Consider the following 14,524-nt stretch of genomic DNA (forward strand, 5'->3'; position numbering starts at 1 on the left):
CGACGGGCTCGCTCGTCTTCCACCCGTCACTCGTCACTCGTCACGTCCGTTAGACTTTAATCTTGATGTGTTCGCCTTTGAGCCACTTGATCATGAACTCGTTCTCTTGGCCCGGGGTAAAGCCGGTCCGGACCGGTTCCCACGGCCCGCGCGCCCCGATGCCGCCGTCTTCCGCCTTGGTGATGCGGATCAGACATTCCTTCGGCACCGTGTTGATCGCGTGGTGGTCGACCTGATAGCCCCACTTGAACTTCCAGGCAATCGCGTGTTTGCCCGGCAAGCTGTCGGTCTGGTGCATCGGCATCAACCAGTTCCGGGTAAAGGACTGCTGCGCCCCGTACCGGAAGTTGGACTGATAGCCGGTGTCGACCGCGATGGCGCGCCCGTCCGGCCGCGTCTCGTGGCCCTTCACGGATTTGGCGGTTGAGACATAGGGCGCGTGTTTGGCCATCGTCACATGGTACGGATAGGCCGGGTTGTACTTCGCCCGGATCATCAACCGCGCGACCTTGTAGTAGGGGTCACTCGGCTTCCAGCCGCGATAGGGCCGGTCCACCGGGTTGCCGTCCACATAGACGTAGTCGCCGTCGTTGATGCCGCGGTCTTTGGCCGCCTGCGGATTGATGTGCAACTGGTGCTCGCCCACGCCCGGCGTCCGCTTGTCCATCCGGTACGGATCGCCGAAGTTGCTCTCGTAGATCTGCACCCAGTCGTTCACCGACCACTGGCTGTGCACCCGGTGCCGGGTCTTCGGGGTCACGCAGTAGAACTGGTACCCCTTCTCCCACAACGGATTGCTGTGCCGCTTGATCTCGTGCCACGACAACTTGATGTTGCGGACCGTCTTGTCGTCGTGGTGTTGCGCCGTGATGGGAATGCCGTAGTCATCCGGCCGACAGTACGGGTTCGTCGTAAAGATGGCGTTCGGCAGGTACGGTGTGGCTTCCGGGCCTTCCCGGTGGCTGATGAAGTTCTCGCCGTACTCGATGGCTTCCGGCTCGATCCGGTAGTTCTCGTACCGGCCGGACCGCGTCCACATGGGCTTCGACTCGTTGGTCTCTTCCCAGAACGGATGCCGCGGATAGGTCCGGACCATCACCATCCAGCCCTTCTCGCTCTTCAGCATGACGTCAGCCGAATACCCATAGAAGGTGCTCGACGCGTCCAACATGCGCTGTGCGTAGACGTCGACGCGGTTGGCGTACACCATCGCGAAGTAGTCCTTCATGCGCTTGTCGCCGGTCATGTCCGACAACTTGGCCGCCACGCCGGCGAACGTGTCGAGGTCGTTGCGGGTGTCGTACAGGGGCCGGATGCCGCCCTTCCAAATCTGCACCCAGGGATTGGACACCGTCACCGTCATTTCCGGATAGGTGAACTCCATCCACGAGTTGCAGGCAAAGGCGATATCGTTGTGGTTCACGTCCGAGGTCATCTCGATGTCCTGCGTGATCAGGGTCTCGATGTTCGGATCGACGTTGCGCACCATGTCATAGTGGTGCTTCGCATTGTTGAGCACGTTCACGTTGGTCACCCAACGCAGTTTGCTGGGCGTCGGCATGTGGGTCTTGCCGGTGAAGACCTTCCGCCCATATTTCGGGGTATTCACAATGAGGGCGGTATCCCCGTGGTTCCAGTAGCCGACCTCTTCACCGTAGTAGTACGACTTGGTCTTGATCTCCTTGCCGTGCGCGTTCGGATCCGTGGTGATGTTGAAGGGATCTTCACCCGTATGCACGGCCAGACCCGCGCCGGACCACGGCGTGGCCGTCCAGGTGCCGGCCTTGTAGTTGCCGGCCCAGGTGTGCTGCCCGGTGCCGAACTTCCCGACGTTGCCGGTGATGATGAGCACCATCGCGGCGCCGCGGGCATTGATGGTCTGATGGAAATAGTGGCAGGTGCCTTCGCCGTTGTGGATCGCGGCGGGCTTGATGGTGCCCGAATCCCGCGCCCACCGGACGATCAGGTCTTTGGGTGTCCGGCAGATCTGATGCACGGTGTCCAGGTCGTAGTCTTGGAAGTGCACCAGGTACATCTGCCAGACCGGCATCGCGTCGATCTCGCGGCCGTTGAGCAGCTTGACACGGTAGGTCCCGGTGAGGGCCGCGTCGATGCCGCTGTTCACGTAATGCCAGCCCACCTGTTCACGATGGAGCGGCACGGCCTGCTTCTTGTTGAGATCCCAGACCATCATGCCGCCCAAGCGCTCGATCTGCTCCGGCTTCAAGGACTGAATCCGGCCCGAGTAGCTCTTGGAGAAGTCCGGGAACTTGTAGTCCGCCACCACGTCGCGCGGATCGAGGTATTGCAACGTATCCGTGCGAACGAGGATCGGGGCGTCGGTGAAGCTCTTCAGGAAGTCGATGTCGTGCATGTTCTCATCGACGATGATCTTCATGGCCCCCAGGAACAAGGAGCCGTCCGACTCCGGCCGTAAGGGCATCCAGTAGTCGGCGCGATAGGCGGTCGGATTGTATTCGGGCGTGATGACGACCACGCGGGCGCCGCGCTCGATACATTCCAACTTCCAGTGCGCTTCCGGCATCTTGTTCTCGACGAAGTTCTTGCCCCAGCTGGTGTTCAGCTTGGAGAAGCGCATGTCGGAGAGGTCGATATCGGAGCCTTGCGCCCCCGACCACCAGGGATGGGCCGGGTTCTGGTCGCCGTGCCAGGTGTAGTTCGACCAGTAGCGGCCGCCCTGCGCCTGTTCGGGGTTGACCTTCCGGATCCAGGTATCCAAGAGGGCGTTGATGCCGCCGTTCATGCGGGTGTTGCCCATCTTGCCCAGGATGCCGAGGACCGGCATGCCCGCGCGGTGCTTGAAGCAGCGCGTGCCCGCGCCCTTCATCATCTCGATCATTTCCGGCGCATAGCCCTGCTCGCGCAGCCGCCGCGCGCCCGCTTCACCGCTGTAGCGCGTCGCCACGATGATCATCGCCTTGGCGGCATAGGTGAAGGCCGTGTCCCAGGACACGCGCAGCATGTCGTCGAGGAAACGGCTATCGAATTTGTACTTGCGCTTTACATCGGGCGTCAGCTCGGGGGAGCCGGCATCCATCCATTCCTTCCAGCCCTTCCGCATCAACGGGCCCTTCAACCGATAGGGTCCGTACACGCGCCGATGAAAGGTATAGCCCTTGAGGCACATGCGCGGATTGTGGGCGAACGTCCCGCGGTTGCCGTAGAGGTCTTCGTAGGTCTGGTGGTCGTAGTTCTGCTCGACCCGCATCACGACGCCGTTCCGGACAAAGGCCCGGATGCGGCAGGCGTGTGTGTCGTTGGGGGAGCAGCACCAGGTAAACGATGAGTCATACCGATATTGATCGTGATAGACACGCTCCCATGACCGGTCGGGATATTCCCCCAACGGGTTCCCCACCTCCACGACCGGCTGCAGGGCCGTCAGCGCCAGGGCCTTATCAGCCAGCATGGCCGCCGCGACGGTGCCCGACGAAACTTTTAAGAATTGCCGACGTGAAAGAAACATTGTTCTTACCTCCGTTGAAAAAGACCGACACGTTGAATGAAGCCCGGGGAAACAATCACCTCCCTTCTTTGGCCGGTATCGAAGTGCTCTTCACCGGAGATTACAAACGCTATGCCGGACCATGCGGCAAGTCCCGGAAGGACGGGCTGGAAACCCGTTGAGGTACAGCGCCTTACGTGACGGGCTACGATGAAAATCGACAGGACGAAGAGACCGTCATACTCGTCTAACAACGGCACGCCGGGAAAAGAGGATAAGTGCTTGGAAGGAATACAGAAGAAAAACTGACAGTCACCCTGCCGCGGAGCAGGACGGAATCACACATTTTTATGCGCGCTTAGATCTGCTTGGGAGTTATCGGGTGTCAGAAATATCTGACAATTCGGCGATCACGCAGCCCGTCGATAGCGCCGCATGATTTCATGAAAATATGGGCGGGGCAGTCCGGCTTCGACGGCAGCGCGAGTGACGTTTCCTTGGTTGTTTGCCAGCTTAAAAGAGATGTAGCGACGATTAAACTCCTCGAGAATTTTCTCCTTTGCCTGAGAGTACGGCAGCAGCAGATACTCGCCCGAAACCCATGGATCCTTGGTCACACCCTGCAGGATACTGACGATGACTTGCGCGTCTATGTGTTGATGACCTTGCGAGAGCATAACGGCCCGCTCGATCACGTTTCTGAGCTCCCTCACGTTGCCCGGCCATGGATGAGCGATCAGCTCAGTGACGGCCGAGGGATGCAACTCCGGTACAGGCTTGCCGAAGTCGTTGGCGTACTTGTTGATGAAATAGCGCGCCAAGACGGGAATGTCCTCTTTGCGATCTCGTAACGCCGGGACCCGAATCACCATCACGTTGAGCCGGTAATACAAGTCCTTTCTGAATTCTCCTTTCTGCACCTTCTCCGCCAGATCCTGATTGGTGGCCGCTATAAAACGCGTGTGAACCTTCTTGGGGTGAGTGCTTCCCACCGCCCGTACTTCACCTTCCTCGAGTACGCGAAGCAACTTCGCTTGGAGTGCCAACGGTATGTCGCCAATCTCGTCGAGAAAGACCGTGCCTTGACTCCCGGACTCGATTAATCCGCGCTTGTCGGCGATGGCGCCGGTGAACGCCCCCCGGACATGGCCGAACAATTCACTCTCTACGGTGCCTTCCGCGAACATCGTACAGTCGATGACCTGAAAGGGGCCGGTCCTTTCATCGCTCCGCTCGTGTATGGCTTTCGCAATCAGTTCCTTCCCCGTCCCCGTTTCGCCTACGATCAAGGCCGTGGCTGATACCTTCGCGACGGCATCGATCAATCCCGTGACGGTGCGCATCGCCGGACTCACGCAGACGATATCGTTGAACGGCTGCGGCTGTCTGGGCTGGGGAATTGGCACGGAGCTCAGCAGGATTTCCGACATGCGCATCGCCCGATGTATGCGGGGAACGGCAGTCACTCTCTCGTATGGTTTCACCAGGTAATCAAACGCTCCATGGCGCATGGCTTCGACGATCCCATCGAGCGTATCCATGCAGCCCGTTACGAGAACCGGAATACGGTGCTCGGCGTCATGGATTCGATCCATCAACTGGATGCCCGTCATGTCGGGTAACCGGAGTCCGGTTATCACAAGGTGGATGGGCTGTTCTCGGAGTCGTCGCAGCGCTCCTTCGGCCGTCGCATTGATCACGATCTCGACCTGTTCGTCTTCATACCGAGGCAGGTCTTGCTCCAGGGTGCGCAGAAACAGCTCCACGTCGCTTCCATTGCTCTCCACGAGCAGGAGCGTACACACTTTTTGCTCCACGGCATTCATCCTCACCGACCCTCCTCCAGCATTCTTGAGAAGGTGCTCAAGCGGCCTGTTATATGCCATCATGAATTGATGAATTGCATAGCCTCTGCTTCACGTAGAGGATGCCTGACCTCAGATGCCTTACGTTGGTTCCAGTGTGCGGAGATGGTAAGAAAGAAGGACTCACTGCGCCACCACCCCCCATAAAATACCGAGGCGGTCCGCGAACGGAACTTTACTGTACGCCTCGCCCGAATTACCGGTCAAGATCTGTGGCGGTGGCCGAAGAAGAGAAGCCGTTTCGGGACTATCCGGACGAACAGCAGATGGAGGTTTTCAATGAAGTGCTGGGCGGGAAGCGCCGGTCTTGTGGTGAAAATCGACGTAAGGAAACGGGTTGGGAGAACAAGTCTCCCAACCCATTTCTGCGTGCCCACTGAAGGACTGACGCTTTAGAGCCGGGTCCAAACCGGGCGCGCCGGATGAACGCCACTCATGGTCTGTCTTACAACCAGGTCACTCTTTCCGCCGGTCTGATGTAGATCGGCTCTTCGACCTGGATGCGCGCCACTTCCTTGCCCGACTTGTTGAAGCCCAGCACGGTGTCGTTGTACATCTCGAACCGCTTCCCGTGGATCTGGGTCTCGAACACCTTCGGGCCCGGAATCACATCGTACCGGAAGATGATCTGCTGGCTCGCGCGCCAGAGCTGGAGGACGGCCAACAGTTCCCGACTCGGTACCAGGTACTTCTCGATGGCGTTGTCCACGCCCGGGCCGAACATCTGCCGCGCATAGCCGCGCGGGCTGTGCCGCGGCGGGATGTAGAAGCCGTTGGGCTCCGTCCCCCACTGCGGGTATAGCGGGAGCGCCACCTGCTCCACGCGGATCGCGTAGTACAGGGGATGCCACCGGTCTTCGGCCCACAGGCCGTCCTCCCCGATGCGCACCAGGCTCTGCATGCGGATCTTCCCCACGCAGGCCGCCATACAGCGCGTCTCCATCGGCTCGCCGCCCGTCAACGGATCCTTGCCCTCGATGCGCGGATAGCACGCGATGCACTTCTCGCTCACGCGCGTCGTGCCCCGGTACATCGGCTTCTTGAACGGGCACTGTTCCACGCACTTCTTGTACCCCCGGCACCGGTTCTGGTCGATCAATACAATGCCGTCTTCCGGCCGCTTGTAGATGGCCTTTCTGGGACAGGCCGCCAAACAGCCCGGGTACGTGCAGTGGTTACAGATCCGCTGGAGGTAGAAGAAGAACGTTTCATGCTCCGGCAGCGAGCTGCCCGTCATCTTCCACGGCTCGTCCCGCGAGAACCCGGTCTTGTCGATGCCTTCGACCAAGGCCCGCATCGAGGTCGCCGTATCCTCATAAATATTGACGAACCGCCACTCCTGGTCGGTCGGGATGTACCCGATCGCCGCCTGGCCCACCTTGGCCCCCGCGTCGAAAATGGTCATCCCTTCGAACACCCCGTAGGGCGCATGGTGCTTGCGGCCCACCCGCACGTTCCACACCTGCCCGCCCGGGTTCACTTGCTCGATCAGCTGCGTGATCTTCACGTCGTAGAACTGGGGATACCCGCCGTAGGGCTTGGTCTCCACGTTGTTCCACCACATGTACTCCTGCCCTTTGGAAAAGAGCCAGGTGGACTTGTCGGCCATGCTGCAGGTCTGGCACGCCAAGCACCGGTTGATGTTGAACACGAAGGCAAACTGCCACTTCGGATGCCGCTCCTCGTAGGGATACAGCATCTTCCGTCCCAGTTGCCAGTTATAGACTTCGGGCATACGACCTCCAGTGACGCGTGACTGGTGACGCGTGACGCGACGGGCTCGCTCGTCTTCCACCCGTCACTCGTCACTCGTCACGTCCGTTAGACTTTAATCTTGATGTGTTCGCCTTTGAGCCACTTGATCATGAACTCGTTCTCTTGGCCCGGGGTAAAGCCGGTCCGGACCGGTTCCCACGGCCCGCGCGCCCCGATGCCGCCGTCTTCCGCCTTGGTGATGCGGATCAGACATTCCTTCGGCACCGTGTTGATCGCGTGGTGGTCGACCTGATAGCCCCACTTGAACTTCCAGGCAATCGCGTGTTTGCCCGGCAAGCTGTCGGTCTGGTGCATCGGCATCAACCAGTTCCGGGTAAAGGACTGCTGCGCCCCGTACCGGAAGTTGGATTGATAGCCGGTGTCGACCGCAATCGCTCTGCCGTCGGGTCGGGTCTCGTGGCCCTTCACCGACTTCGCCGTCGACACGTACGGGGCGTGCTTCGCCATCGTGACGTGGTACGGGTAGCTGGGGTTGTACTTGGCCCGGATCATCAACCGCGCGACCTTGTAGTAGGGGTCACTCGGCTTCCAGCCGCGATAGGGCCGGTCCACCGGGTTGCCGTCCACATAGACGTAGTCGCCGTCGTTGATGCCGCGGTCTTTGGCCGCCTGCGGGTTGATGTGCAACTGGTGCTCGCCCACGCCCGGCGTCCGCTTGTCCATCCGGTACGGATCGCCGAAGTTCGACTCGTAGATCTGCACCCAGTCGTTCACCGACCACTGGCTGTGCACCCGGTGCCGGGTCTTGGGCGTCACGCAGTAGAACTGGTAGCCCTTCTCCCACAACGGGTTCGAGTGGCGCTTGATCTCGTCCCACGACAACTTGATGTTGCGGACCGTCTTGTCGTCGTGGTGTTGCGCCGTGATGGGAATGCCGTAGTCATCCGGACGGACGAAGGGGTTCGTCGTAAAGATGGCGTTCGGCAGGTACGGTGTGGCCTCCGGGCCTTCCCGGTGGCTGATGAAGTTCTCGCCGTACTCGATGGCTTCCGGCTCGATGCGATAGTTCTCGTACCGGCCGCTGCGGGTCCACATGGGCTTCGACTCGTTGGTCTCTTCCCAGAACGGATGCCGCGGATAGGTCCGGACCATCACCATCCAGCCCTTCTCGCTCTTCAGCATGACGTCAGCCGAATACCCATAGAAGGTGCTCGACGCGTCCAACATGCGCTGTGCGTAGACGTCGACGCGGTTGGCGTACACCATCGCGAAGTAGTCCTTCATGCGCTTGTCGCCCGTCATGTCCGACAACTTGGCCGCCACGCCGGCGAACGTGTCGAGGTCGTTGCGGGTGTCGTACAGCGGCCGGATGCCGCCCTTCCAGATCTGCACCCAGGGATTGGACACCGTCACCGTCATTTCCGGATAGGTGAACTCCATCCAGGAGTTGCAGGCAAAGGCGATATCGTTGTGGTTCACGTCCGAGGTCATCTCGATGTCCTGCGTGATCAGGGTCTCGATGTTCGGATCGACGTTGCGCACCATGTCGTAATGGTGCTTGGCATTGTTGAGCACGTTCACGTTCACCACCCAGCGGAACTTGCTCGGCGTCGGCATGTGGGTCTTGCCGGTGAAGACCTTCCGTCCATATTTCGGGGTATTCACAATGAGGGCGGTATCCCCGTGGTTCCAATACCCGACTTCTTCGCCGTAGTAGTACGACTTGGTCTTGATCTCCTTGCCGTGGGCGTTCGGATCCGTGGTGATGTTGAAGGGATCCTCACCCGTGTGCACCGCAATGCCGGCGCCGGACCACGGCGTGGCCGTCCAGGTGCCGGCCTTGTAGTTGCCGGCCCAGGTGTGCTGCCCGGTGCCGAACTTCCCGACGTTGCCGGTGATGATGAGCACCATCGCGGCCGCCCGGGCGTTCTCCGTCTGATGGAAATAGTGACAGGTGCCTTCGCCGTTGTGGATCGCGGCGGGCTTGATGGTGCCCGAATCCCGCGCCCACCGGACGATCAGGTCCTTGGGCGTCCGGCAGATCTGATGCGTCGTGTCCAAGTCGTAGTCCTGGAAGTGCACCAGGTACATCTGCCAGACCGGCATCGCGTCGATTTCGCGGCCGTTCAACAGCTTCACGCGATACGTGCCGTTCAGCGCCGCGTCGATGCCGCTGTTCACGTAATGCCAGCCCACCTGTTCCCGATGGAGCGGCACGGCCTGCTTCTTGTTGAGATCCCAGACCATCATGCCGCCCAAGCGCTCGATCTGCTCCGGCTTCAAGGACTGAATCCGGCCCGAGTAGCTCTTGGAGAAGTCCGGGAACTTGTAGTCCGCGACGACATCCCGGGGATCCAAATACTGGAGGGTGTCGGTTCGCACCAAGATCGGCGCGTCCGTGAACTGCTTCAGGAAGTCGATGTCGTGCATGTTCTCGTCCACCATGATTTTCATGGCGCCCAGGAACAATGCACCGTCCGACTCCGGCCGCAAGGGCATCCAGTAGTCGGCGCGATAGGCGGTCGGATTGTATTCGGGCGTGATGACGACCACGCGGGCGCCCCGCTCGATACATTCCAACTTCCAGTGCGCTTCCGGCATCTTGTTCTCGACGAAGTTCTTGCCCCAGCTGGTGTTCAGCTTGGAGAAACGCATGTCGGAGAGGTCGATATCGGAGCCTTGCGCCCCCGACCACCAGGGATGGGCCGGGTTCTGGTCGCCGTGCCAGGTGTAGTTCGACCAGTAGCGGCCGCCCTGCGCCTGATCCGGGCTGACTTTGCGGATCCAGGTATCCAAGAGGGCGTTGATGCCGCCGTTCATGCGGGTGTTGCCCATCTTGCCCAGGATGCCGAGGACCGGCATGCCGGCGCGGTGCTTGAAGCAGCGCGTGCCCGCGCCCTTCATCATCTCGATCATTTCCGGCGCATAGCCCTGCTCGCGCAGCCGCCGCGCGCCCGCTTCACCGCTGTAGCGCGTCGCTACAATAATGTAAGCCTTGGCCGCATAGGTGAAGGCCGTATCCCAGGACACGCGGAGCATGTCGTCCAGGAAGCGGCTGTCGAATTTGTACTTGCGCTTGGTTTCGGGCGTCAGCTCGGGGGAGCCGTCGTCCATCCACTGCTTCCAGCCCTTCCGCATCAACGGGCCCTTCAACCGATACGGGCCGTACACCCGGCGGTGGAACGTGAACCCCTTCAAACACATGCGCGGGTTGTGCGCGAACGTCCCGCGGTTGCCGTAGAGGTCTTCGTAAGTCTGGTGGTCGTAGTTCTGTTCGACCCGCATCACGACGCCGTTCCGGACGAAGGCCCGGATGCGGCACGCGTGCGTGTCGTTCGGGGAGCAGCACCAGGTAAAGGATGAATCATACCGGTATTGATCGTGATAGACGCGCTCCCACGACCGGTCCGGATAATCGCCCAGCGGGTTCCCGACTTCGATGACCGGCTGCAACGCGGTCAACGCCAGGACCTTGTCCGCCACGGCCACGGCCGCGACGGTCCCCGCGGAGACTTTCAAGAATTGCCGACGTGACAAAAACATTGTGGACACCTCCTAAGTTGAGGGCTGCCGTCAGCCCACGCTTCTTCTCTCACACACCCAGCGAACCTCTTCCCACCTCCCTTCTTTGCCACGAGTTGATGGACGGTCATCCCTTCATGGCGCCTTCCACAAGTACAAGCCCTGTGCCACCAGGCCGTTTCTTCGCCTGTGATGGCATGCGTGGATCGTGTGAGAAATCAGCGACTTAACTACGTTTTGCAAAGCCGAATAGCGGTGGGAGAATCGAGTACGCAGAGAGGTGTCAGTCGCTACTGACAGCCTGGTCGTGTGAGCAATCTAAGCCTTTGTATCGCCGATTGATTTTGGTGTCAGGTGAAGGTGACGGATGGCTGGAAAGATGGAATTCGGCGTTTTACGCGGCAATACCGCCGAAAGGGCTCCCGAGGTGTCAGTGAAAGAAGACGGTTAGACCTCGTCCCGATCCTTCAAATAACGCCGCATGATTTCGTGGAAGTACGACCGGGGCAGGCCTGCTTCGTTGGCCGCATGTGTGACATTACCCTGGTGATGATCCAACTTCGCCTTGATGTATCGACGGCTGAACTCTTCGAGCACTTTCTCTTTGGCCTTCGCATAGGGCAACGAGAGATAGTCCTCCTGCAATCCCTGCCCGGGATCGGTGAACTGCAAAAGGCCGAGCACGTCGTTGCGGCTGATCCGGTCGCCTTTGCAGAGCATGACGGCCCGTTCGATCACATTGCGCAGTTCCCGCACGTTGCCGGGCCAGGGATAGGCGACCAGCTCCGTCACGGCGGACGGATGCAGGTTGTCCACGTACTTGCCGAACTCCTTCGTGTAGCGGGCGATGAAATGGCGCGCAATCAACGGAATGTCCTCCGTCCGCTCCCGCAACGGCGGCACGCGGATCGCCATCACGTTGAGCCGGAAAAAGAGATCCTTCCGGAATTCGTTGCGTTTCACCTTTTCGGTCAATTCCTGATTCGTGGCGGCGATGAACCGGGCGCTGACCTTCTTCGACTGCACACTGCCCACCGCCCGCACCTCGCCCACTTCGAGGACCCGCAGGAGTTTGGTTTGGAGCGCCAACGGCAGGTCGCCGATCTCGTCGAGAAACACCGTGCCGCCCACGCCGTGCTCGATGAGGCCCAGCTTGTCCGCCACCGCCCCGGTGAAGGCCCCCCGGACGTGCCCGAAGAGCTCGCTGTCCGCCGTCCCTTCCGTGAAGGTCGTACAGTCCACCACTTGGAAGGGACCGTTCCGCTGCTCGCTCCGCTCATGGATGGCCCGGGCGATCAGCTCCTTGCCGGTGCCGGTTTCCCCGATGATGAGCGCCGTGGAATGGACCTGCGCCGCGGCTTCGATCATGGCAAGGACGTTCTGAAAGGCGGGGCTTACCCCGACGAAATCGGCGACCGGCGGCGCCTCGGTCCGCCGGTCCGGCTCATAGCGATACAGGATTTCGGAGATTCGCATCGCGCGGTGAATGCGCGCCGCCAGATCCAGCTTCTCGAACGGCTTGGTGATATAGTCGAACGCGCCGCACCGCATGGCCTCGACGGCGATATCCACCGTATCGACCCAACTAACCATGATCACCGGGATGCGCCGGTCCATGGCTTGGATCCGCTGCAACAGCTCGATGCCGCTCATGCCGGGAAGACGAACGTCTGAAATGACGAGATCAATCCGGCGCTCTTGCAGGATTTTGAGGCCGCCTTCAGCGCGTGCCGCAATGACCAGTTCCACGTCTTCGTCCTCACGCCGCGGCAGCTCATCCTCGACCGTGCGGAGGAACATTTCGACATCTCCCCCGTTGTCCTCCACCAGTAAAATGGTAAACGTTTTCTCTTTGAGACTGGGCATCTCGCCGCTCCTACTTCGTTATGCTCCGCGACGTTTGAGCCCCGGAGCCGCCCCCGCCACGGCGTCGCCGTGCAATTCAGTCTGGCCGGCCGGGGCGGATAATACCGGCAGGCGGACAAAGAACGTACTGCCCTTGCCCGGGGAGGACTCCACCGTCACCTCGCCCTCATACTGCTCGACGACGGTTTTCACAATCGACAACCCGATACCCGAACCGGGGATCTCCTCCGTCACCAGACGGGAGAACGGAAGGAAAATCCGGTCGCGCATCGCGGGATCGATGCCCATCCCGTTGTCACGGACATACAGCAGCAGACCCCGATCGCTGTCCTGCGTGCCGATGTCCACCTCGGGGACGGGTTGGTCCCCCATATACTTGATCGCGTTTCCGATCAGATTGTCGAACACCTGCTTCAAATGGATCCGCCGGCAGGCCAACCTGGGCAACCCGGGTTGAATGGTGATGCGCACGCCGCGTTTGTCGCGGTCGGCCTGCAGCGCCGTGATCACCTCCCGGACCACCGAATCCACATCCACACTCTCCAGCGGCGAGGGCTCGTGATTGATGCGGGCCAGGTCCAGGGTTCGACCGGCGAGGGCCGCGAGGTCCCGGCCCTCGTTCTTGATCCAGGCGAGATACCGGAGCCCCTTCTCGTCGAGTCGGCGCGCGTAATCCTGCTCCAGCCAGGAGGCAAACTCCGCTACGCGGCCCGCGGGGGCTTTCACTTCGTGCATGAGCTCCGCCACGTTCCGCTCCACCGCGCGCAGCTTGGCCCGCAAGGTCTCGGATTCCGATTCGACGGTCTCGAACAGCCGCGCGTTTTCCATCGTGACGGCCGCGTAGGAGGCGAACTGCTGGGCGAGCTGGATATCCCATTCGGTGAACGTGCGCATGCGCGTGATGCTCAGGAGGACGAGGACGCCCCGGCACTCGTGGGGGCCGACCAGGGGCACCGCCATGTAGCTCTTCGCGCCGAATTGGTCCCGGAACCGGATGGGCCGATCCGCATATTGGGCGAGGTCCGTCACGACGACCGGGCGCTTCGTTTCGTACGCCTGGTTGGAGAACGGGGTCTCTTCGAACAGCATGATCTGCTCGCGGATGTGGTCGAAGGCGGTGCCCGACGCCGCTTCCACCACCCAGCATTCCATCGTCAGGTGCCGGACCATCACCAGCGCGACATCGGCATCCAAGGACTCCGTGGCGCGGTCCGCGATCCGGCGCAACACCCCCTCGAGCCCGCCCGGCTCCAGCATGCCGATCTCTTCGCCCGTCGCATGCAAGGCTTTCATTTCCTCGATGTGCGTTTGAATCGTCTCCGCCATGCGCTCGAACGTCCGCGCGAGCTGTCCCAACTCATCGTGGCCGTGCACCTGGATTTTGGTGTGGAGTTCGCCGGCCGCCATATGCTCGGCGCCCTCGGTCAGTCGCTTGAGCGGCTCCCGAATGGCGCGGTGCAGGAACATCAAGGCCAGGGCCGCCAAACTCAGAGACGCCAGAAGAAATCCGATCTGCAAACTGTAGAGCGACTGCACGCGGCCGGCCGATTCCTGCTCCACCGACTGGACCAGTGCGTCCATATCGGTGACAAACTCGTCGGTCAGCGCCAAATACTCCCGCTGCAGCGCCGCCAACCGCTCGCCGGTCGCGCCCAGCGCCTGTTCCAGCGCGGGCCGGAGCTGAATCGACCAGCGGTCCTGGACCTTCTGCATCCGTGTCGACAACGCGGGGCTGATGTCCGCGACCGCGCCATGCTCGATCGTGCCGAAGCGCAGCCCTTCCAACACGCGTTCCAGCTCGACGATGTCAGCGCGGATGCGTTCCGCTTCTCTTCCGGTATCCGAGCCGGGCAGGCGCTGGATGAGCGCGGCCAATTTGTAGACGCGCATGCGCTCCGCCCCGGCCTGTTCGATGGCTTTGCTCGTCCCGATGAGCTGGCGGGTGAGGTGCGAGGTGATCAGCAGCAGGACGCCGAACGCCAGCGACAGCGCGCCGACGACGAGCCCGACCTTGAACAGGATCGAGGCCGGGCGTCCCGACCGCGACCGCCCGCTTGGATTGGTCGTCGCGGTCATCGAAGGTATACGT

7 protein-coding genes are annotated in these 14,524 nt (G+C 61.1%); 1 reads left to right on the plus strand and 6 read right to left on the minus strand.

All coding sequences use genetic code 11. The features are described 5' to 3' along the window. Positions 1-49 precede the first annotated feature (49 nt). A complete protein-coding gene (locus NITMOv2_RS20845) occupies positions 50-3,487 on the minus strand; it encodes a molybdopterin-dependent oxidoreductase (protein ID WP_053381686.1) in 3,438 nt (1,145 codons plus the stop codon). Here NITMOv2_RS20845 and NITMOv2_RS24575 point away from each other — a divergent pair. Beyond that, the gene (locus NITMOv2_RS24575; protein ID WP_238590413.1) at positions 3,475-3,648 is read left to right on the plus strand and encodes a hypothetical protein; all 174 of its coding nucleotides are present in this window, start codon (positions 3,475-3,477) and stop codon (positions 3,646-3,648) included. The genes NITMOv2_RS20845 and NITMOv2_RS24575 overlap by 13 nt on opposite strands. A gap of 228 nt (positions 3,649-3,876) precedes the next feature. On the opposite strand, the gene NITMOv2_RS20850 is transcribed toward NITMOv2_RS24575, so the two are convergent. The 5 genes from NITMOv2_RS20850 to NITMOv2_RS20870 form a co-directional block, all read right to left on the minus strand. Continuing rightward, positions 3,877-5,232: a sigma-54-dependent transcriptional regulator gene (locus NITMOv2_RS20850; protein ID WP_187299298.1), complete on the minus strand. Its 1,356-nt coding sequence runs from the start codon at positions 5,230-5,232 to the stop codon at positions 3,877-3,879. A gap of 544 nt (positions 5,233-5,776) precedes the next feature. Further along, the gene (locus tag NITMOv2_RS20855; RefSeq protein ID WP_053381688.1) at positions 5,777-7,066 is read right to left on the minus strand and encodes a 4Fe-4S dicluster domain-containing protein; all 1,290 of its coding nucleotides are present in this window, start codon (positions 7,064-7,066) and stop codon (positions 5,777-5,779) included. Positions 7,067-7,152: 86 nt separating this feature from the next. Then, positions 7,153-10,590, minus strand: a complete 3,438-nt coding sequence (locus tag NITMOv2_RS20860; protein ID WP_053381689.1) for a molybdopterin-dependent oxidoreductase — start codon at positions 10,588-10,590, stop codon at positions 7,153-7,155. A 426-nt stretch (positions 10,591-11,016) separates the two neighbouring features. Beyond that, a complete protein-coding gene (locus tag NITMOv2_RS20865; RefSeq protein ID WP_053381690.1) occupies positions 11,017-12,435 on the minus strand; it encodes a sigma-54-dependent transcriptional regulator in 1,419 nt (472 codons plus the stop codon). 18 nt (positions 12,436-12,453) lie between these two features. Then, positions 12,454-14,511: a sensor histidine kinase gene (locus NITMOv2_RS20870; RefSeq protein WP_053381691.1), complete on the minus strand. Its 2,058-nt coding sequence runs from the start codon at positions 14,509-14,511 to the stop codon at positions 12,454-12,456. Positions 14,512-14,524: the final 13 nt, after the last annotated feature.

It is taken from the genome of Nitrospira moscoviensis (assembly GCF_001273775.1).
Taxonomy (GTDB): domain Bacteria; phylum Nitrospirota; class Nitrospiria; order Nitrospirales; family Nitrospiraceae; genus Nitrospira_D; species Nitrospira_D moscoviensis.